Origin of the sequence: Pseudomonas sp. G11 (genome assembly GCF_029457515.1) — a bacterium.
Taxonomy (GTDB): Bacteria; Pseudomonadota; Gammaproteobacteria; order Pseudomonadales; family Pseudomonadaceae; genus Aquipseudomonas; species Aquipseudomonas gorinensis.
This window is the reverse complement of record NZ_CP120377.1, coordinates 7,214,109-7,235,100: the sequence shown is the minus strand read 5'-3', so window position 1 is coordinate 7,235,100 and position 20,992 is coordinate 7,214,109. Positions and strand designations below refer to the sequence as shown.

The window sequence follows — 20,992 nt, the reverse complement described above, 5'->3', positions numbered from 1 at the left end:
ATGCAGAACAACGGTGGGAGGGGGCTTACCCCCGATTGCGGCGTGTCAGTCGACCTAGGTTTCAACTGACGAATGGCTATCGGGGGAAAAACCCCTCCCACCTGTTCTGATCGAGTTGAACCTGCCAGTCCGAGGCCTGCATGTCTTTTGATCTCTCCGCGCGCCTCGCTGCCCGCCGTGCCGAACACCTTTACCGGCAACGCCCGCTGCTCCAGAGCCCTCAAGGCCCGGAAGTGGTGGTCGACGGCCAACCCCTCCTGGCGTTCTGCAATAACGATTACCTGGGCCTTGCCAATCACCCGCAAGTGATCGAGGCCTGGCGCGCCGGCGCGTCCCGTTGGGGCGTGGGCGGCGGCGCTTCGCACTTGGTGGTGGGCCATGCCACGCCGCACCATGAGCTGGAAGAAGCCCTGGCCGACCTCACCGGTCGCCCGCGGGCATTGCTGTTTACCACCGGCTACATGGCCAACCTCGGTGCAGTCACCGCACTGGTGGGGCAGGGCGATACCGTGCTGGAAGACCGCCTCAACCACGCTTCGTTGCTGGACGCCGGCCTGCTGTCCGGCGCGCGCTTCAATCGCTACCTGCACAACGACGCCGCCAGCCTGGCCAAGCGCCTGGAGAAAGCCAGCGGCAACACCCTGGTGGTCACCGACGGCGTGTTCAGCATGGATGGCGACCTGGCCGACCTGCCAGCGCTGGCCCGTGAAGCGAGAGCCAAGGGCGCCTGGTTGATGGTGGATGACGCCCATGGCTTTGGCCCGCTGGGTGCCAACGGTGGCGGGATCGTCGAGCATTTCGGCTTGAGCCAGGACGACGTGCCGGTGCTGGTCGGTACCCTGGGCAAAGCGTTCGGCACCGCCGGGGCGTTTGTGGCGGGCAGCGAGGAGCTGATCGAAAGCCTGATCCAGTTTGCTCGGCCGTATATCTACACCACCAGCCAGCCACCGGCGCTGGCTTGCGCCACCCTCAAAAGCCTGGAATTGCTGCGCACCGAGCATTGGCGACGCGAGCACCTTAATCGCCTGATCCGCCAGTTCCGCCAGGGCGCCGAGCAGCTCGGGCTGGACTTGATGGACAGCTTTACACCGATCCAGCCGATCCTGATCGGCGACAGTGCCAAGGCCGTGCGCCTGTCGCAGATGCTGCGCGAGCGTGGCCTGATGGTCACCGCGATCCGCCCACCCACCGTGCCTGCCGGCAGCGCGCGGTTGCGTGTGACATTGACGGCCGCCCACAGCGAGGCGCAGGTGCAGCTATTGTTAAATGCGTTGGAGGCGTGTTTCCGCTTGCTGGGTGCCACGGAGCCCGACCATGCGTGATCGACTGATTCTGTTGCCCGGCTGGGGCCTCGGCGTGTCCCCTCTGGAGCCGTTGGCCGCCGCCCTGCGTGGGCTGGACGAACACTTGCAGGTGCAGATCGAGCCGTTGCCGGCGTTGGATTCCTGCGACCTGGAGGAGTGGCTCGACGAACTCGACGCCACGCTGCCGGACAACGCCTGGCTGGGCGGTTGGTCGCTGGGCGGTATGCTCGCTTCCGAGCTGGCTGCAAGGCGTGGCGAGCGCTGTTGCGGCCTGCTGACTCTGGCGAGCAACCCGTGTTTCGTCGCCCACGATGGCTGGCCGAATGCGATGCCCGGCGAGACCTTCGATGCTTTTTTGGCGGGCTGCCACGCCGATTCCCAAGTCACGCTCAAGCGTTTTGGCCTGTTGTGCGCCAAGGGTGCCGAGGACCCACGCGGGCTTTCGCGATTACTGGTCAGCGGTGCGCCGAATTCACCCGCCAGCGTGTTGATGCCAGGCCTTGAGTTGCTGGCCCAACTCGATACCCGCGCCGCCTTGCAAGCGTTTCGCGGCCCCCAGTTGCACCTGTTTGCCGGCCTGGACGGGCTGGTGCCGGCCGAAGCCGCCAGTGATCTGCTGGCGTTGCTCCCCGATGTGGAAATCGGCCTGATTGAACAGGCCGGTCACGCTTTTCTTCTGGAAGACCCCCACGGCGTGGCGGGGGCTATCCAGGCTTTTTTGCATGAGTGCGTTGATGACTGATTTATCCCATCCTCCCCTGCCAGGCGCCTTGCCGGACAAGCGTCAGGTAGCGGCCTCGTTTTCCCGTGCGGCGGCCAGTTACGACAGTGTCGCCGAGTTGCAGCGGGCGGTGGGGCATGAACTGCTGGCCCGCTTACCGTCTGCCGGGGCGCCGCAACGCTGGCTGGATATGGGCTGTGGCACGGGGTATTTCAGCCGGGTGCTGGGCGGCATGTGGCCCGCCAGCCACGGCGTGGCGCTGGATATTGCCGAAGGCATGCTCAACCATGCACGGCCTCTGGGGGGCGCCGAGCATTTCATCGCCGGCGATGCCGAGCGCCTGCCATTGCGGGATGGCGGTTGCGGGCTGATCTTCTCCAGCCTGGCGGTGCAATGGTGTGCGGACTTCGCGGCGGTGCTCAACGAGGCGTATCGAGTGCTGCAGCCCGGTGGCGTGCTGGCGTTCGCAAGCTTGTGCGTGGGCACCCTGGATGAGTTGCGCGAAAGCTGGCGGGCAGCGGATGGCCTGGTGCACGTCAATCGCTTCCGGACCTTCGAGGCTTACCAGCAGTTGTGCGCGGCCAGTGGCTTGCGTGTGATCAGCCTGGAGCGTCAACCCCATGTGCTGCACTACCCGGATGTGCGCAGCCTGACCCATGAATTGAAGGCGCTGGGGGCGCACAATCTCAACCCTGGGCGACCGGGAGGGTTGACGGGGCGTGCGCGGATTGTTGCACTGGTGAACGCTTATGAGCGGTTCCGTCGGGCCCAGGGCCTGCCGGCGACTTACCAAGTGGTGTACGCCGTACTGGAGAAACCTTTATGAGCGCCGCTTATTTCATCACCGGTACCGACACCGATGTCGGCAAGACCACCGTCGCTGCCGGCCTGCTGCGCGCGGCGCGCCAGGCTGGCAAAAGCACCGCCGCCGGCAAACCGGTTGCCTCCGGTTGCCAGGTCACGCCCAAGGGCCTGCGCAACGCCGACGCCCTGGCGCTGCTCGCTGAGTGTTCGTTACCGCTGACGTATGCCGAGGTCAACCCGGTGGCGTTCGAACCGGCCATTGCCCCCCATTTGGCCGCGCGAGAGGCGGGTGTGGCGCTGACGGTGCAGTCGCTGCTCAAACCCATGCAGCAGGTCCTGGCACGGCAAGCGGATTTCACCTTGATCGAAGGCGCGGGCGGCTGGCGCGTGCCATTGGCCGATCAGGACAACCTGTCGGACTTGGCCATGGCGCTCAAGTTGCCGGTGATCCTGGTGGTGGGCGTGCGCCTGGGGTGCATCAGCCATGCGTTGTTGACTGCCGAAGCTATCGCAAGGGACGGTTTGCCCCTGGCGGGCTGGGTGGCGAATATCCTCGACCCCAAGACCTCTCGTCTGGAAGAAAACCTCGCCACCCTGGCCGAGCGCTTGCCCGCTCCTTGCCTGGGCCGGGTGCCGAAACTCAAGCACGCCAGTGCTGAGGCGGTGGCCGAGCACCTGCAACTGGACCTGCTTGACTGATTTTGGCTATCGATAAGGCATTATGCCATTAGCGTTTTTGACGGGCCTTTTGACAGGATCTCTGCTTCAATTCAACTTCACGATTCTCTTAGCAGGGCCACGCCATGGAAATCTCTGGCAGCAGTGCGTTTTATTCAGGCTTGAGCACCATTCAGGCCGGGCAAAGCCGTGTCGACCAGGCCGCCGGCAAGATTGCCAGCGCCGCGACAACCCAGCCCTCGGATGCGCAGGTAGACCTTCTACGTGCCAACGCCCGCGCCCAGCCGTCCAATTCGGCGAGCAACATGGTGGAAATGGCGCAAGGCAAGTTTCAAGTGGAACTCGGCGCGAAAGTCGCCAAGGCTTCGGACGAAATGCTCGGCACGTTGATCGATACCTTCGCTTAATCCCTGACCCCCTCTACGCGCGGGCCCTCGTGGCGAGCGGGCCCGCTGTGGTGAGCGGGCTTGTTGTGGCGAGCAGGCTTGCCCCGCGTTGGGCTGCGAAGCGGCCCCAAAACCAACCACCCTGATAATACCTGATACACCGCATTCAGATTTATTGGGGCTGCTGCGCAGCCCAACGCGGGGCAAGCCCGCTCGCCACAACCAGCCCGCTCGCCACAATAAGCCCCGCATTGCCACATGCCTTCCCTCTGAATTTTCTGCATATCCTTCTGATGTGGCATCCCGCCGCAGGCGTGGCCGTGTCTGCCCATAACCTGCATCAGGACAAACGGTGTCGGGTGGACGCTTGACAACCCCAGGTCGTAAACGTATGTTTCAAACACCTGTTTGACCGCCATAACAAATCCACGCGGTTGTTCATTCCAGATACATCAGCAGAGGTTTATCGCTATGCCTGACTACAAGGCCCCCTTGCGTGATATTCGCTTCGTTCGTGACGAACTGCTTGGTTATGAAGCGCACTATCAGAGCCTGCCGGCTTGCCAGGACGCTACCCCGGACATGGTTGACGCCATTCTCGAAGAAGGCGCCAAGTTCTGTGAGCAAGTGCTGGCACCGTTGAACCGCGTGGGTGACATCGAAGGGTGCACCTGGAGCGAGTCAGGCGTTAAGACCCCTGCTGGTTTCAAAGAAGCCTACAAACAGTTCGTCGAAGGCGGCTGGCCAAGCCTGGCCCACGACGTGGCGCATGGTGGCCAAGGCCTGCCGGAATCCCTGGGCCTGGCTGTCAGCGAAATGGTCGGTGAAGCCAACTGGTCGTGGGGCATGTACCCCGGCCTGTCCCATGGTGCGATGAACACCATTTCCGAGCACGGCACCCCCGAGCAACAAGACGCCTACCTGACCAAACTGGTGTCGGGCGAATGGACCGGCACCATGTGCCTGACCGAGCCTCACTGTGGTACCGACCTAGGCATGCTGCGTACCAAGGCCGAACCTCAGGCCGACGGTTCCTACAAAGTCTCCGGCACCAAGATCTTCATCTCGGCCGGTGAGCACGACATGGCCGATAACATCGTCCACATCGTACTGGCCCGCCTGCCGGATGCACCGGCGGGCACCAAAGGCATCTCGCTGTTTATCGTGCCCAAGTTCCTGCCCAATGCCGATGGCTCGATCGGTGCACGCAACGCCGTGACCTGTGGTTCCCTGGAACACAAGATGGGCATCCACGGTAACGCCACCTGCGTGATGAACTTCGACGCGGCCACCGGTTTCCTGATCGGCCCGGCGAACAAAGGCCTGAACTGCATGTTCACCTTTATGAACACCGCTCGCCTGGGCACCGCGCTGCAAGGCCTGGCCCACGCCGAGATCGGTTTCCAGGGCGGCCTGAAATACGCTCGTGATCGCCTGCAAATGCGTTCCCTGACAGGCCCGAAAGCGCCGGACAAGGCGGCCGACCCCATCATCGTGCACCCTGACGTGCGCCGCATGCTGCTGACCATGAAAGCCTTCGCTGAAGGCAACCGTGCGATGGTGTACTTCACCGCCAAGCAAGTGGACATCGTCAAGTACGGCACCGACGACGAAGCCAAGAAACAGGCCGATGGCCTGCTGGCGTTCATGACCCCGATCGCCAAGGCGTTCATGACTGAAGTCGGTTTTGAATCGGCTAACCACGGTGTGCAAATCTACGGCGGCCACGGCTTTATCGCCGAGTGGGGCATGGAGCAGAACGTTCGCGACAGCCGCATTTCGATGCTGTACGAAGGCACCACCGGTATCCAGGCGCTGGACCTGCTCGGCCGTAAAGTGCTGATGACCCAGGGCGAAGCACTTAAAGGCTTCACCAAGATCGTCCACAAGTTCTGCCAGGCCAACGAAGGCAACGAAGCCGTCAAGGAATTCGTAACGCCACTGGCTGCGCTGAACAAAGAGTGGGGCGAGTTGACCATGAAGGTCGGCATGGCGGCGATGAAAGACCGTGAAGAGGTCGGTGCTGCTTCGGTGGACTACCTGATGTACTCCGGTTACGCGTGCCTGGCGTACTTCTGGGCCGACATGGCCCGCCTGGCCGCCGAGAAACTGGCTGCCGGTACCAGCGAGGCAGCGTTCTACACCGCCAAGCTGCAGACCGCGCGCTTCTACTTCCAACGCATCCTGCCGCGCACCCGCACCCACGTAGCCACCATGCTGTCGGGCGCCAACAACCTGATGGACATGAAAGAAGAGGACTTCGGCCTGGCTTACTAAGCCTTACCGGGTTCACTTCAGGGCCGCCGCTTCCTTCGGGAGCGGCGGTTTTTTTTCGACGATAAAAAACGCAGCGTTGCGCTCAGGGATTGCGTCGAGCTGCCGTTACAGTGATGGCAATGTGATACATGTCGGGCAGGTTGTGCTTAACTGTTCGCGTGAAGGCACTGTGCCATCTTTTTTGCGGGTCGGAGTTTTACCCTTGTCACGCGTGTCCGCAGTACGTTTCAGTCATTTCTTTCCTTCGTTGCTGCTATTGCTGGCCGGGCTCTCGGCTGCGTACGTCAAGGACCTCAACGTCTTCTTCACTTCGCTGTTCAACGTGTTGCCGACCCTGGTGCTGTTGCTCGGCGGATCGTATTGCGCGGTCTATCGGCGCCAGCGTGAACTGTTCCTGATGATCACGGTGTACATCGTCTACTTCCTGCTCGACACCCAGACCGATTTCTACCGAGACAATGGCCGGGTTCGCGAAGACGCGGCGGTGGTGTTCCACCTGTGTTGCCTGCTGTTGCCCGTGTTGTTCAGCGTCTATGCCCTGTGGCAAGAAAAGACCCACCTGTTCCGCGACTTTGTCGCACGTGGTGCTGTGTTGCTGGCGGTAGGCAGCGTGGCCCTGGCTCTTGAGCAAAGTTATCCCCAGGCGCTGCTCAACTGGTTGGCCGAAATTCGCTGGCCGGCGTTGCATGGCACCTGGATGAGCCTGATCCAGCTGTCGTACCCGATGTTCCTGATTGGTTTCCTGACCCTGGCGGCGCAGTACTGGTACCAGCCGCGGCCGCTGCATGCGGCGCAGATGGTCGGGCTGCTGGGGATGTTCTGGATGCTGCCGCAGACATTTATCCTGCCGTTTACCCTGAACATCATGTGCAGCCAAGTGATGCTGATGATCGCTGCCGGTGTCGCCCACGAGGCCTATCAAATGGCCTTCCGTGACGAGCTGACCGGCCTGCCGGGGCGTCGTGCCCTCAACGAGCGCATGCAGCGGCTGGGGCGCAACTATGTGCTGGCCATGAGCGACGTCGACCACTTCAAGCGTTTCAACGACACCCATGGCCACGATGTGGGGGACCAAGTGCTGCGCCTGGTGGCGAGCAAACTGTCCAAGGTCAATGGGGGTGGGCGTGCCTACCGTTACGGCGGTGAAGAGTTCGCCGTGGTATTTGCCGGCAAGACCCTGGACGAGTGCATGCCGCACCTGGAGGAAATTCGCGAGATCATCGCCGACTACGACATCAAGTTGCGCCACTCAGACCGGCCCCAGGACGATCAGCAGGGCCGTCAACGCCGGGCGGGGAGTGGCGCCTCAAGTGTCTCGGTGACCGTCAGCATCGGCGTGGCCGAGCGCCAGGCTGAGCAGCGCACGCCCGAAGAGGTGCTCAAGTCCGCCGACCAGGCGCTCTACGCCGCCAAGGGCGCCGGGCGTAATTGCGTGGTCGCGGCCGGGCAAACCCGCCGCGGCGCTGTGCGCATGGAGAGCGCTGCCGGTTGAGTGATGGTGGTGTATTCAGCGGCTCTACAGTGATTGTCCGGGGCGCTGGCCGGCAGTAGGTTGAAATCATCTGCTGCCGGAGACATTGCCATGCCTGAGTACAAAGCTCCCCTGCGCGACATGCGCTTTCTGATCGACCACGTGTTCGACTTCCACGGCCACTACGCCGCGCTGGGCGCGACGGACGCCAGCCCGGACATGGTCAGTGCGATCCTCGAAGAAGGTGCGAAATTTTGCGAGAACGTGCTGGCACCGCTCAATCGCAGTGGCGATGAAGAAGGCTGCCATTTCGATAATGGCGTGGTGACCACGCCCAAAGGTTTCAAGGAAGCCTTCGCCCAGTACGTGGAAGGTGGCTGGCACGGCGTGGCGGCAGACCCCGCCTACGGAGGCCAAGGCTTGCCGCAATCCCTGGGCCTGGTGCTGAGCGAAATGATCGGCTCCAGTAACACCTCCTGGGGCATGTACCCGGGGCTGACCCACGGCGCGATGTCGGCGATCCACGCCCATGGCACCGAGGAACAGAAAGCCACCTACCTGAGCAAACTCACCGCCGGCCAATGGACCGGCACCATGTGCCTGACCGAAGCCCACTGCGGTACCGACCTGGGCCTGATCAAGACCCGTGCCGTGCCCCAGGCGGATGGCAGCTACGCCGTCACCGGCAGCAAGATTTTCATCTCGGCCGGTGAACACGACATGAGCGCCAATATCATCCACCTGGTGCTGGCCAAGCTGCCGGATGCGCCAGCGGGCACCAAGGGCATCTCCCTCTTTATCGTGCCCAAGTTTCATGCCGATTCCGGTGAACGCAACGCCGTGCATTGCGGCTCCATCGAGCACAAGATGGGCATCAAGGGCTCGGCCACCTGCGTGCTGAACTTTGACGGCGCCCGGGGCTTTTTGATTGGCGAGGCGAACAAGGGCCTCAACTGCATGTTCACCATGATGAACCATGCACGCCTGGGGACCGGCATGCAGGGCCTGTGTAACGGCGAGGCGAGCTTCCAGGGTGCGATCAAGTACGCCAACGACCGCCTGCAAATGCGCTCGCTCACCGGCGCCAAGGCGCCGGAAAAAGCCGCCGACCCGATCATCGTGCACCCCGATGTACGCCGTATGTTGCTGACCATGAAAGCGTTCAACGAGGGCAACCGGGCGCTGACCTATTTCACCGCGCAACTGCTCGACACCGCGCACCTGAGCCGCGACGCCGGCCAGCGCCAGGAGGCTGAAGACCTGCTGGCGTTCCTGACGCCGATCTGCAAAGCCTTTATGACCGATACCGGGCTGGAGGTGACCAACCACGGCATGCAGGTATTCGGCGGCCATGGCTACATTCGTGAGTGGGGCATGGAGCAACTGGCACGCGATGCGCGGATTGCGCCGATCTATGAAGGCACCAACGGCATCCAGGCCCTCGACCTGCTGGGGCGCAAGGTGTTGGGCAGCCAGGGCAAGCTGCTGCGCGGCTTTACCAGGATTGTGCATAAGTTTTGCGCGGCGAATGCCGAGCATGCGCAGCTCAAAGGCTATGTGCTGCAGCTCAATCAACTGAACCAGGAATGGGGCGAGCTGACCACCCAGGTCGGGATGGCCGCGATGAAAAACCCTGACGAAGTGGGCGCCGCTGCGGTGGATTACCTGATGTACAGCGGTTACGTCATCCTTGCCTACCTGTGGCTGCGTATGGCGATTGCAGCGCTGGAACAGGGCGACAGCGACTTCGCCACAGCCAAGCTGGCCACCTGCGACTTCTATTTCAAGCGCTTGCTGCCACGTACTGCGACCCATCGGGCGGCCGTGGAAGCCGGCAGTGACTGCCTGATGAGTCTGTCTGCGGAGGCATTTGCGTTGTGATGACTTAAAAATACCAATCAGTCACAAGTGGACCCTATGTGTCTGAAAAGTTGTTCGGGTACACTCGGAGCCTGTAAAACCGATCCTATCGAATCACTTTTCACGTTCTCACGAGGTTTGCCATGGCTGATTACAAAGCGCCGCTGCGTGATATGCGCTTCGTCCTCAACGAAGTTTTTGAGGTCGCCAAAACTTGGGCCCAATTGCCGGCATTGGCAGACACCGTAGATGCCGAAACCGTTGAGGCGATCCTTGAAGAGGCCGGCAAAGTCACCGCCAAATCCATCGCCCCGCTCAGCCGTGGTGGCGATGAACAGGGTTGCCACTGGGCGGACACGGTCGTCACCACGCCGGAGGGTTTCCCCCAGGCGTACAAAACCTACGCGGAAGGTGGCTGGGTCGGTGTCGGCGGTGACCCGATCTTCGGTGGCATGGGCATGCCCAAGGCCGTGTCGGCCCAGGTCGAAGAGATGATCAACTCGTCGAGCCTGGCGTTCGGCCTGTACCCGATGTTGACCTCGGGCGCCTGTGTATCGATCAACACCCATGCCAGCGAGGCGCTCAAGGCCACCTACCTGCCGAATATGTACTCCGGCAAGTGGGCCGGTTCCATGTGCCTGACCGAGGCCCATGCCGGCACCGACCTGGGCATTATCCGGACCAAGGCCGAGCCTCATGCGGACGGGTCCTACAAAGTCAGCGGTACCAAGATCTTTATCACCGGTGGTGAACACGACCTGACGGAAAACATCATCCACCTGGTGCTGGCCAAGTTGCCGGATGCGCCGGCCGGTCCCAAGGGCATTTCGCTGTTCCTGGTGCCGAAGTTCATGGTGAACGCCGACGGCAGCCTGGGTGCGCGTAACCCGGTGAGCTGCGGTTCCATTGAACACAAGATGGGTATCCAGGCGTCGGCGACCTGCGTGATGAACTTCGACGAAGCGGTCGGCTACCTGGTGGGCGAGCCTAACCGTGGGTTGGCAGCGATGTTCACCATGATGAACTACGAGCGCCTGGGGGTGGGTATCCAGGGCCTGGCGTCCGGCGAGCGCTCGTACCAGAACGCGATCGAATATGCGCGTGACCGCTTGCAGAGCCGTTCGCCCCTGGGGGCGCAGGCCAAGGACAAGGTGGCTGATCCGATCATCGTGCACCCCGACGTGCGCCGTATGCTGCTGACCATGAAAGCCTCGAACGAAGGCGGCCGTGCGTTCTCCACTTACGTGGCGACGCAGTTGGACATCGCCAAGTTCAGTGAAGACGCTGCCACCCGCGAGCGTGCCGACAACCTGGTGGCGCTGTTGACCCCCGTCGCCAAGGCGTTTCTCACCGACCTGGGCCTGGAAACCGCCGTGCTCGGCCAGCAAGTGTTTGGCGGCCACGGCTACATTCGTGAATGGGGCCAGGAGCAACTGGTGCGCGATGTGCGTATCACCCAGATCTACGAAGGCACCAACGGTATTCAGGCGTTGGACTTGATGGGGCGCAAGATCGTCGGCAGCGGCGGTGCGTTCTACACCTTGTTCGCCGATGAGATTCGCCAGTTCACCGCCACCGCAGGCCCTGAGTTGGCCGAGTTCACCAAGCCGCTGAACGCGGCGGTGGATAACCTGGACGACCTGACCGCCTGGGTGCTGGACCGCGCCAAGACCAACCCGAATGAAATCGGCGCGGCCTCGGTGGAATACCTGCATGCATTTGGATACATGGCCTATGCCTATATGTGGGCATTGATGGCCAAGGCCGCGTTGGGCAAAGAGGCGCAGGAAGACTTCTACGCCAGCAAGCTGGGCACTGCACGGTTCTACTTTGCCCGTCTGTTGCCGCGGATTCACTCACTGAGTGCGTCTGTAAAAGCCGGTAGCGAATCGCTGTTTTTGCTGGATGAAGCGCAGTTCTAAGGGGGTGGAGGGCGTGTAAGCATTCTCTTACATGACGTGCCGCTATTCGTCCTCTATCGCCAAATTGGATCCACGGATAATCTACTTCACATGGACGTCGCGCAGGAAGCGCAAAGCAACAACACGGACACGTAGGATTCTGCCAGGATGGCGGAGTGAAATGGATGTCAGGGAAACAGTCTGCAAAGCCCCGCTTCGGCGGGGTTTTCTTTTGCCCGCGAAAAAGTCGGGGGCGCTGAGTTCAGGGCTGGGCCAGCGGGGCATTCATCACGTCTTCAAGCAAGGTGCGCAGCAACGCCATCGTCGCCTGCTGACGCTGCACATCGCGGCACACCAGGCCCACTTTCAGCGGCACCCTGGGTTCACTCAAGGGCTTCCACAGCAGCGACTGGCTGTTGTGTTCATCCTGGGAACGGCCCGGCAAGACGGTCGCCAGTTTGGTATGGGGCAGGCTGTCGAGAATCCCCACCATGGTATTGAGCTCCGCTTGCACTTGCGGGCGCCGCCCGAGGTTAGCCAACTGGCCCTGCCAGATCTGTCGAACCTGAAACTCTTCTCCCAGCAGCAACATCGGTAATTCGGCCGCCTGTTTCAGCGAGACCTTCTTGAATTCGCGCAGGGGGTGATCCTCGGGGATCACCACTTTCAGTTCATCTTCATACAACAGCACACCGTGCAGGCCCGGCTGGCGTGGCGGCAGGTAACTGATGCCGATGTCCAGCGAGCCGTTGAGCAGCCGCCGTTCAATCTCAATCCCGGTCAATTCGTAGATCTGCACCACCAGGTGGGGTTGGGCCTTGCGCACCCGCTCCAGCATCTGCGGCACCAGGCTGGTGTGCACGGTTTGCAGGACGCCGATGGCCAAGGTGCGCAGTGCCTGGCCCTTGAAGTTGCGCAAGGCTTCGACGGCTTGCTGCATACCGTCGATCAAAGGCAGGGCGTGGTTGTACAAGGTATGGGCGGCGAGTGTCGGTAACAGGCGCTTGCTGCTGCGCTCGAACAGGCTGACATCCAGGTTCTGCTCCAGTTGGCGAATCTGCTGTGACAGCGCCGGTTGGGAGATCGACAGGCGTTCAGCGGCACGGCCCACGTGGCCTTCTTCATATACCGCGACGAAATAACGCAGTTGCTTGAAATCCATAAGTCTTTCTTATCGAAAAAGCTGGAAAATCGAAATGGCCGTTAGCCGCCGAGACGCCTAGTCTAGCGCCTATCCACAAGGCTTACAGGGCCAGATCGGGCAATGAATAGCGTTTATGTTGATGGTATTTGCATAGGCAAGGCAAAAAACCTCTCGTGGGGTTTTGCCGGTGGGACCGACCAAGGCGTGGTTGCCATGGGAGGTAAAGTGTGAACCTGTTCAATTTGCGTCGCCCCGCGGCGAGCCTGGATGACCTGATCCTGGACGCGCCCCATGAAGATCTCCCCGGCGAATGCCTGATGCCAACCGTGGCACGCCCCCCACAAGTCTTTGTACGTGGCCAGGCATCCTGGCTGTGGGACAGCGATGACCGTGCCTACCTGGATTTCAGCCAGGGCAGTGCCGCCAATAGCCTCGGCCACAGCCCACAGGTCCTGATCAAAGCCCTGGCTGATCAGACCCAATCCCTGATCAATCCCGGCAATGCCCTGCACAATCGCGCCCAACTCACTCTGGTCGAGCGCTTGTGTCATCGCACCGGCAGCGACCAGGCGTATCTGCTCAACAGTGGCGCGGAAGCCTGCGAAGCGGCGATCAAGCTGGCGCGCAAATGGGGGCAGTTGTATCGCGGTGGCGCGTATCGAATCATCAGTGCCAGCAACGGTTGTCATGGTCGCAGCTTTGCGGCGATGTCGGCCTCGGCGAGCACCCAGGAAAACCGCTTTGAGCCGCAGTTGCCGGGTTTCAGCCATGTGCCGTTCAACGACCTGCCGGCCTTGCACGCCGCGGTCGATGCACACACCGTCGCCATCATGCTGGAGCCGATCCAGAGTGAAGCCGGGGTCATCCCGGCGACCGATCACTACCTTAAAGGCGTTGAGCGCCTGTGTCGTGAGCTGGGGATTCTGCTGATCCTCGACGAAGTGCAAACCGGCATCGGCCGTTGCGGCACCTTGCTCGCGCAAGAGCAGTACGGCGTGCGGGCCGACATCGTTACCCTCGGCAAAGGCCTGGGCGGCGGCGTACCGTTGGCGGCGCTGTTGGCGCGGGGCAAAGCCTGTTGCTTTGAAGTGGGGGAGCTGGAAGGCACCCATCATGGCAACGCGCTGATGGCGTCGGCCGGTGTCGCGGTCCTCGATACTGTGTTGGAGAACGGCTTCTTTGAACATGTGCGCGAGTCGGGTGCTTACCTGGGTGAAGGCCTGGCCCGCCTGGCTTATCGCTACGATCACGGCGAACTGCGCGGTCACGGCCTGATGTGGGGGCTGACGCTGTCGGATGACTCTGCGGACGCCGTAGTAAAAGCTGCACTTCATGAAGGCTTGATCCTGACCGCCCCGCAGCCCGACTGCCTGCGCTTCACGCCGGCGCTGACGGTGAGCAAGAGCAATATCGACGAAATGCTCCTGCGCCTGGCCCGCGCTTTCTCCCGCGTGCGCACCGCGCAGTTGCAATGCCGCAAGGGCATCGCCGTTTAACCCCTTATTCCTGAACCGTCTCGCGGTCTACGCGTCGCCTCCAGCCTGATTTTTTCGGCTGGGGGCGTTTTTTTGACTGTGCACTTCGGTATGGCCCGGTGCCAGATCCCACTGAACCCTCACGAACCCCCAAGGTCGATTAGCTACACGGCTCACACGAGCCGACTTTTTGGAGCTGACCCATGGATTTCATTCGTATCATCATCGCCATTCTACTGCCGCCACTGGGTGTGTTCCTGCAAGTGGGGTTTGCCGGCGCGTTCTGGCTGAACATCCTGCTGACCTTGTGCGGTTACTTCCCGGGCATCATCCACGCCGTGTACATCATCGCCAAGCGCTGAGGTCGTCAGCCTTTTGCGATGAGCCGTGAGTTGCGCTCATTGCGAAAGGCCAGTTGCTCGATGGTCTGGGTGGCATGTTCGGCTTCTTCCCGTGCTTGAAGGATGATGCCGTGTTGCTCGGACTTGCTGCACACCGGGTCGGCATTGCTCGCATCCCCCGTGAGCATGAAAGCCTGGCAGCGGCAGCCGCCGAAGTCCTTTTCCTTTTCATCGCATGAACGGCACGGCTCGGGCATCCAGTCATAGCCGCGAAAGCGGTTGAAGCCGAAGGAGTCGTACCAGATGTGCTGCATGCTGTGGTCGCGCACATTGGGAAACTGCACCGGCATCTGTCGAGCGCCATGGCAAGGCAGGGCGGTGCCGTCGGGTGTTACCGTCAGAAAGATACTGCCCCAGCCGTTCATGCAGGCTTTCGGGCGTTCCTCGTAGTAATCCGGGGTGACGAAGATCAGCTTGCACGGGTGGCCTTCGGCTTCGAGCTTGGCGCGGTATTCGTTGGTGATGCGTTCGGCGCGCACCAGTTGCTCCTGGGTCGGCAACAGGCCCACACGATTGAGCTGCGCCCAGCCGTAGAACTGGCAGGTGGCGAGTTCGACAAAGTCCGCCTCCAGCGCGATGCACAGCTCGATGATGCGGTCGATCTTGTCGATATTGTGCCGGTGGGTGACGAAGTTCAGCACCATCGGGTAGCCGTGCGCCTTCACTGCACGGGCCATTTCCAGCTTTTGCGCGAAGGCTTTTTTCGAACCGGCCAGCAGGTTGTTTACCTGTTCGTCGCTGGCCTGGAAGCTGATCTGGATATGGTCCAGGCCGGCTTTCTTGAAGTCGCTGATCTTCTGCTCGGTCAGGCCGATGCCCGAGGTGATCAGGTTGGTGTAGAAGCCCAGCTTGCGCGCCTCAGCGATCAACTCGGCCAGGTCCTGGCGCACCAGCGGCTCACCGCCGGAAAACCCCAATTGTGCGGCGCCCATCTCACGAGCCTCGCGAAACACCTTGATCCATTGCTCGGTGCTCAGCTCCTTGCCTTGCTCGGCAAAGTCCAGCGGGTTGGAGCAATACGGGCATTGCAACGGGCAGCGGTAGGTCAGCTCGGCGAGCAGCCACAGCGGCAGGCCGATCGCCGGTTTTTCAGGCAAGGGTGATCCAGTGCTCGGCACGGGCGACCTCCATGAATTGCTCGATGTCATCACCCAGCTCAGGCACACCGGGGAATTGTTTATCCAGCTCAGTGATGATCGCCGCCACGTCGCGCTCACCGTCGATCAACCCACCAATCAGCGCGGCGCTGTCGTTGAGCTTGATCATGCCTTCGGGGTAGAGCAACACATGGCCTTTTTGCGCGGGTTCGTACTGGTAGCGGTAGCCCTGGCGCCAGGTCGGTTTTTTGCTGCGATCAAAGCTCATAGGGCGATCCCTTTATGCCAGACCCGCTGCTCGGTCACGCTGTGATACGGCGGGCGATTCAGTTCGTAGGCCATGCTCATGGCATCCAGCATGCTCCACAGGATGTCCAGTTTGAACTGGAGAATTTCCAGCATGCGCTCCTGGCCTTCACGGGTGGTGTAGTGCTGCAGGGTGATCGCCAGCCCGTGTTCCACATCGCGTCGGGCCTGGCCCAGGCGGGTGCGGAAATACTCATAGCCGGTGGGGTCGATCCACGGGTAATGCTGTGGCCAGCTGTCGAGGCGTGATTGGTGGATCTGCGGTGCGAACAGCTCGGTCAGCGAGCTGCTGGCGGCTTCCTGCCAGCTGGCGCGGCGCGCAAAGTTGACGTAGGCGTCCACCGCAAAGCGCACGCCGGGCAGCACCAGTTCCTGGGAGCGCAGTTGGTCCGGGTCGAGGCCGACAGCCTGGCCCAAACGCAGCCAGGCTTCGATACCGCCATCTTCACCGGGGGCGCCATCGTGGTCGAGCAGGCGCTGGATCCATTCGCGGCGGATCTCGCGGTCCGGGCAGTTGGCCAGGATCGCGGCGTCTTTCAGCGGGATATTCACCTGGTAGTAGAAACGGTTGGCGACCCAGCCCTGGATCTGCTCGCGGGTGGCGCGGCCTTCATACATCGCCACGTGGTATGGGTGATGGATATGGTAGAAGGCGCCCTTGGCCCGCAGGGCGTGCTCGAATTCGACGGGTGTCAACGGTGTGTCAGTCATGTCGTCAGCTCCTACAATTCAATGCTCATGCCGTCGTAAGCCACTTCGACATTGCGCCGCACCAGTTCCGCTCGTTCGGGGGAGTCTTCATCGAGGATCGGGTTGGTATTGTTGATATGGATAAGCACTTTGCGCTGCTTCGGCAATTGTTCCAGCACTTCGAGCATGCCACCGGGGCCGTTCTGTGCCAGGTGGCCCATCTCGCGACCGGTGCGGGTGCCGACGCCACGGCGCTGCATCTCATCGTCGTCCCACATCGTGCCATCCACCAGCAGGCAATCACTGCCGGCCATGATCTCCAGCAGCGGCGCATCGACTTTACCCAGGCCTGGGGCGTAGAACAGTTTGCCGCCAGTGCGCAGGTCTTCGACGATCAGGCCGATATTGTCGCCCGGGTGCGGGTCGAAGCGGTGCGGCGAATAGGGTGGCGCGGCGCTGCGCAACGGCAGCGGGGTGAAGCGCAGGTTGGGGCAGGCGGGGATGGTGAAGCTGGCGTCCAGCTCGATACGGTTCCAGGCCAGGCCGCCGTTCCAGTGGGTGAGCATGGTGAACAGGGGGAAGCCGCTGCTCAGGTCTTCATGGACCATGTCGGTGCACCACACCTGGTGCGGGCAGCCTTCGCGCAGGCTCAACAGGCCGGTGGTGTGGTCGATCTGGCTGTCCATCAGGATGATTGCGCTGATGCCGGTATCGCGCAGTGCGCGACCGGGCTGCATGGGCGCGAAGCCCTGGAGTTGCGCGCGAATATCCGGCGAAGCATTGCACAGCACCCAATTGACGCCATCGTCGGAAATCGCGATGGACGACTGGGTGCGTGCCTGCGCCCGCAGGCTGCCGTCACGAAAGCCTGCGCAGTTCACGCAGTTGCAGTTCCACTGCGGGAAGCCGCCGCCGGCGGCGGAACCTAGAATCTGGACAAACATGGCCGCTCCATCAAGCAAAGCTGAAAACAAAAACGCCCCGGACGAGCCGAGGCGTAATCTTACCCAGCCAATCAGCGGCTGGCGAAGTACATGGTCACTTCGAAACCGATGCGCAGATCAGTGTAAGCAGGTTTGGACCAGGTCATATTCTTACTCCTACGAAGGGATGGGACGTTTACTACCAAGTAATACATATAGTCCACCTCCAGTCGGAGATGTTCAGATGTGTGCGTGGGAATGTTACCGAATTCTTTTCAAGTTAGCGCTGTCTTGGTGGAAAAAGCCTATTGCAGGGGCGGCAATGATCACTGCACCGTCTGCCAGGCAGCATTGATGCGCGGACCATTGGCGACGCAGCGCCAGCCGCCCGCGGCGAGCTGCAATTGTTGGGCGGCGTACTGCAGGTCTTCGCGGGTGCGGGTCAGGATTGCTTGTTGCAACTGTGAGAGGTAATCCGACGGATGGCCTGCCAGGCGCGCGTGCCACAACAGTTCGGCGGCTTGGGCGATGGGCAGCGCCTGTGCTGTGAATTGTTGCGCCAAGGGTTGCTGGCCCAGGTCGTCGTTGCTGTCGATCAATGCCGGCAGTTGGGCAAGAAACGCCTGGAGGTGATCCACGATCCCTTCAAGGGAAACACTGGGGGACTGCACCCCCAACAACAGGCCGGTTTGCCCGTTGATTTGTCGGACACTGCTGAATACGGCGTAGCCCAGCTGCAATTCAACGCGCAGACGTTGATAGAACGGGCCTTGGAGCAAGTGCCCGAGCAGTCGCCATGACGCTTCATCCGTCAGGGAATATGTGGGTGTCGGGCAAAACAGCAGCAAGGCGGCGTCGTTGGAATCGGTCTTTACCTCATGCCACAGCTGTTGACCGCTGAGGCTTGGGGGGACGTGCTCGCTGTTAACGGGCTGCCCGGGCAAGCGAGCGGCAGCGGTTTTGATCGCCGCTTCATACGCGGCGGACAAACCGCAGCCCAGCCCGTGCCAACCTGCGTTGGCCCACGACGCCGATGGCTCACCGGCCTTGGGCGGGCTGCCGGCGCAGCACGCCGGCAGGGCGCTGAGCAATGCTCGAATCGCGATCATAGTGGGCGCTGCGCAGGGCGCCTCCAACGGCTGGTGCAGGCGATGTGCCACCGCTTCCAGCACGGCCGGCATGGGCTCATGCAGGCCGACCATTTTCAGCAGCCAATCGTTGCCGGTCGTTTCGAAAGACAATTCGACCCCGGCCTGGCGGGCATTCGTGCGCAAGGGCTGCAATGTGCTTTCCAGCCCTGCTGGCACGGGAGAGTCAAATTGCCAGTGCAGGTATAAAGCGCCTTCGCCGCTGTCATTCGCCAGGGCCTGGCTGAAGGTCAGAGCCGACACTTCCCTGCGTCCCCGTGAGCGGTCCTGGGCGAAGGTGCGCAAGCCGCGATGGGCGCTGGTCTGGCCACGGATCAAACCGGCGCGTTCGTCCCTGGCAGGCGGGCGCAGGAACGGGTTGTTCGGCGGGAGCTGCCAGGTGTGCCGGGAGGGCGCCAGTTGCAGGGCGTCGAGCATGGCCTTGAGGGCGGTGGCGCTGTGTTCCGACAGTTGTGGCTCCAGGCCGTCGCTGTCATGTCGCGCCAAGGCGAGTGCGCTCAGGGTCTGTTGTTGGCGCGCGTTCAGCAAGGCGAACTCTTCGCGCAAGGGTGTCCAGTCGCTGTGGGCGAAAAAGCTCAGCCAGTCGTGCAGCAGTGTCTCGATCTGTGGTGCGGAGCCGCGTTGGGTGCCCAGGGTAAAGTCGATATCCAGCAGCGCTTGCCCGCTGAAGTGATAAACCACGCTGGCATGCAGCGCGGTGGCCAGTTGTCGCGTTTTCACTTCGGCAAGCAGACCGCCCGGCGCCGAGGTATTAAGCCAGAGGCACAGGAAATCCAGCGCTTCGCGGGGTGCTGCGCAGGTGATGACCTGATGCAGGTGATTGCCAGCAGTGTGTTGATAACCGCGCGCCAGGCCGGCCATCAAGGCGGGTGGGGCGTCCTGCGGATGCAGGGGCCCCGATGTCAGTGCGTCACTGAACCGCTGCGCCAAGGCTTCCAGTTGCGCCAATGATTGTGGGCCGGCAAGGCTCAACGTCATCTGCCCGCTCCGATAGAAGTGCGCGTGAAATGCCCGCAACGCTTGCTGGAATGCCTCGCTTTCCAGCGGCAGGCTATCGCGATTGCCGGCATGAAAACCCCGCAGTGGATGATTGGCGGCGACGCCTTGCAGCAGTGCCACTTGTTGCTGTGCGTTGGCATCCTCGGACCAGGCGACGAACTCCGCGTGCAGCACCTCGCGCTCGCGCAGTTGGTCTTCCAGCATCAGGCGCGGGTGAGTCAGCATGTCCGCCAGCCGCTCCAGCCCATCGTCGAAGGCCGATACCGGCAGCTCAAAGAAAAAGTCCGTGGTGCGCTCGCGCGTGCTGGCGTTGACCTGGCCGCCGTGGCGCTGCACGTAGCTCATCAGGCCTTCGTCACCCGTGAACCGCGCCGTGCCCAGAAACAGCAAGTGTTCCAGGAAATGCGCCAGGCCTGGCCACGCCAACGGGACGTCATGGCTGCCGGCAGCCACTCTTAAGGCCGCGGCGCAGCGCTTCAGGCGCGGGGCATGACGCAGGGAAACCCGCAAACCATTGGCCAGGGTCAGATGAGAGTGGTGAGGATGGACCGGCGCAGGCATGGGCACTTCCGAAACGTAGGAAGCGCCTATGCTAGCAAACCCATCAGGTCAGGGCTTGTACAGCGTGCCATAGAGCTCGGGGCGACGGTCTTGCAGGTAGTGATTGGCGGCGCGGGCGTCGAGGATCGATTGGTGTTCCAGCGTGCCGACAATCAAGGCTTCATCCAGGCCGGCCTGGGCGATGCGCTGGCCATTGGGCGCGGCGATGCTGCTTTGTCCGCAGTAATGGATCTCGCCTTCGTGCCCGCAATAGTTGGCGTAGGCCACGTAGCACTGGTTCTCAAAGGCCCGTGCCCGCACGGTGACGTCGGCAACAAAGTCGAACGGCACCATATTGGCCGTGGGCACCAGGATCAGTTCGGCACCGGCCAGGGCCAGGCGCCGGGTGTTTTCCGGGAACTCCAGGTCGTAGCAGATGAGGAATCCGAGCGTCCAGCCGTTGAGTTCCACCAGCGGGAAATCATCCTCGCCGGCGCTGAACATCGAATGATCCAGGTCGCCAAACAAGTGCGTCTTGCGGTAGTTGCACAGGCGCTGCCCATTGGCGTCGATCAATTGCACGGCGTTGTAGATTTGCCCATCCTCGGCTCGCTCCGGGTAGCCGTACAGAATCGCCAGCTTCGCGCTGCGTGCCAGTTCGGCAATCGCATGGGCTGATGGGCCATTCTGCGCTTCGGCCAGTGCGCCCACGGCCTCGGCGCCGATGTTGTAGCCGGTCAGGAACATCTCCGGCAGCACCAGCACATCAGCGCCGGACGCCTCATGCGCCAGTTTGTGCAGGCGCTTGAGGTTGCCCGCCACATCCAGGGGCAAGGGCGGGCATTGGTACAGGGCGACACGCATGGT

Annotated in this window: 19 protein-coding genes; 11 read left to right on the top strand and 8 right to left on the bottom strand. The window is 62.0% G+C overall.

Annotation, left to right across the window (positions count from 1 at the left end; genetic code table 11):
* Positions 1 to 140 precede the first annotated feature (140 nt).
* From bioF to P2T68_RS33340, 9 genes are all read left to right on the top strand, one after another.
* Complete coding sequence (gene bioF / locus P2T68_RS33380; RefSeq protein WP_024077754.1) at positions 141 to 1,322, top strand: 8-amino-7-oxononanoate synthase; 1,182 nt, start codon at positions 141 to 143, stop codon at positions 1,320 to 1,322.
* Positions 1,315 to 2,046: an alpha/beta fold hydrolase gene (locus tag P2T68_RS33375; RefSeq protein ID WP_024077753.1), complete on the top strand. Its 732-nt coding sequence runs from the start codon at positions 1,315 to 1,317 to the stop codon at positions 2,044 to 2,046. The genes bioF and P2T68_RS33375 overlap by 8 nt, the downstream gene beginning before the upstream one ends.
* Entirely contained in the window at positions 2,039 to 2,851 is an 813-nt protein-coding gene (gene bioC / locus P2T68_RS33370; protein WP_024077752.1) for a malonyl-ACP O-methyltransferase BioC, read from the top strand. The genes P2T68_RS33375 and bioC overlap by 8 nt, the downstream gene beginning before the upstream one ends.
* Positions 2,848 to 3,528, top strand: coding sequence for a dethiobiotin synthase (gene bioD / locus P2T68_RS33365; protein ID WP_150295704.1), 681 nt, complete (start codon positions 2,848 to 2,850; stop codon positions 3,526 to 3,528). Before bioC ends, bioD begins: the two co-directional genes overlap by 4 nt.
* 104 nt (positions 3,529 to 3,632) lie before the next feature.
* Positions 3,633 to 3,914, top strand: coding sequence for a hypothetical protein (locus tag P2T68_RS33360; protein ID WP_024077750.1), 282 nt, complete (start codon positions 3,633 to 3,635; stop codon positions 3,912 to 3,914).
* A gap of 450 nt (positions 3,915 to 4,364) precedes the next feature.
* Positions 4,365 to 6,170: a phenylacyl-CoA dehydrogenase gene (locus P2T68_RS33355; RefSeq protein ID WP_024077749.1), complete on the top strand. Its 1,806-nt coding sequence runs from the start codon at positions 4,365 to 4,367 to the stop codon at positions 6,168 to 6,170.
* A gap of 202 nt (positions 6,171 to 6,372) precedes the next feature.
* Entirely contained in the window at positions 6,373 to 7,662 is a 1,290-nt protein-coding gene (locus P2T68_RS33350) for a GGDEF domain-containing protein (RefSeq protein WP_041161035.1), read from the top strand.
* A 90-nt stretch (positions 7,663 to 7,752) separates the two neighbouring features.
* Complete coding sequence (locus tag P2T68_RS33345) at positions 7,753 to 9,522, top strand: acyl-CoA dehydrogenase C-terminal domain-containing protein (RefSeq protein ID WP_277378827.1); 1,770 nt, start codon at positions 7,753 to 7,755, stop codon at positions 9,520 to 9,522.
* Positions 9,523 to 9,644: 122 nt separating this feature from the next.
* The gene (locus tag P2T68_RS33340; RefSeq protein WP_277378826.1) at positions 9,645 to 11,423 is read left to right on the top strand and encodes an acyl-CoA dehydrogenase C-terminal domain-containing protein; all 1,779 of its coding nucleotides are present in this window, start codon (positions 9,645 to 9,647) and stop codon (positions 11,421 to 11,423) included.
* Positions 11,424 to 11,664: 241 nt separating this feature from the next.
* On the opposite strand, the gene P2T68_RS33335 is transcribed toward P2T68_RS33340, so the two are convergent.
* A complete protein-coding gene (locus P2T68_RS33335; RefSeq protein WP_024077745.1) occupies positions 11,665 to 12,564 on the bottom strand; it encodes a LysR family transcriptional regulator in 900 nt (299 codons plus the stop codon).
* Positions 12,565 to 12,773: 209 nt separating this feature from the next.
* On the opposite strand from P2T68_RS33335, the gene P2T68_RS33330 reads away from it, so the two are divergent.
* A complete protein-coding gene (locus tag P2T68_RS33330) occupies positions 12,774 to 14,042 on the top strand; it encodes an aminotransferase class III-fold pyridoxal phosphate-dependent enzyme (protein WP_069077144.1) in 1,269 nt (422 codons plus the stop codon).
* Positions 14,043 to 14,224: 182 nt separating this feature from the next.
* Entirely contained in the window at positions 14,225 to 14,383 is a 159-nt protein-coding gene (locus P2T68_RS33325) for a YqaE/Pmp3 family membrane protein (RefSeq protein WP_024077743.1), read from the top strand.
* A gap of 5 nt (positions 14,384 to 14,388) precedes the next feature.
* Here the strand turns inward: P2T68_RS33325 and pqqE are convergent, their stop codons facing one another.
* The 7 genes from pqqE to P2T68_RS33290 all read right to left on the bottom strand — a co-directional run bounded on the left by pqqE (position 14,389) and on the right by P2T68_RS33290 (position 20,989).
* Positions 14,389 to 15,540: a pyrroloquinoline quinone biosynthesis protein PqqE gene (pqqE, locus tag P2T68_RS33320; RefSeq protein ID WP_024077742.1), complete on the bottom strand. Its 1,152-nt coding sequence runs from the start codon at positions 15,538 to 15,540 to the stop codon at positions 14,389 to 14,391.
* Positions 15,512 to 15,787 (bottom strand): pyrroloquinoline quinone biosynthesis peptide chaperone PqqD, encoded by a 276-nt coding sequence (gene pqqD / locus P2T68_RS33315; protein WP_024077741.1) that lies wholly within the window; start codon positions 15,785 to 15,787, stop codon positions 15,512 to 15,514. Before pqqD ends, pqqE begins: the two co-directional genes overlap by 29 nt.
* Complete coding sequence (pqqC, locus tag P2T68_RS33310; protein ID WP_024077740.1) at positions 15,784 to 16,536, bottom strand: pyrroloquinoline-quinone synthase PqqC; 753 nt, start codon at positions 16,534 to 16,536, stop codon at positions 15,784 to 15,786. Before pqqC ends, pqqD begins: the two co-directional genes overlap by 4 nt.
* Before the next feature lie 11 nt (positions 16,537 to 16,547).
* A complete protein-coding gene (gene pqqB / locus P2T68_RS33305; protein ID WP_024077739.1) occupies positions 16,548 to 17,459 on the bottom strand; it encodes a pyrroloquinoline quinone biosynthesis protein PqqB in 912 nt (303 codons plus the stop codon).
* 71 nt (positions 17,460 to 17,530) lie between these two features.
* Positions 17,531 to 17,605, bottom strand: a complete 75-nt coding sequence (pqqA, locus tag P2T68_RS33300) for a pyrroloquinoline quinone precursor peptide PqqA (protein WP_003194766.1) — start codon at positions 17,603 to 17,605, stop codon at positions 17,531 to 17,533.
* A gap of 159 nt (positions 17,606 to 17,764) precedes the next feature.
* Positions 17,765 to 20,146 carry a pyrroloquinoline quinone biosynthesis protein PqqF gene (gene pqqF, locus P2T68_RS33295; RefSeq protein WP_277378825.1) on the bottom strand — a complete coding sequence of 794 codons (2,382 nt, stop codon included), beginning with the start codon at positions 20,144 to 20,146 and terminating at the stop codon, positions 17,765 to 17,767.
* Positions 20,147 to 20,194: 48 nt separating this feature from the next.
* Complete coding sequence (locus tag P2T68_RS33290; RefSeq protein ID WP_024077737.1) at positions 20,195 to 20,989, bottom strand: carbon-nitrogen hydrolase family protein; 795 nt, start codon at positions 20,987 to 20,989, stop codon at positions 20,195 to 20,197.
* Positions 20,990 to 20,992: the final 3 nt, after the last annotated feature.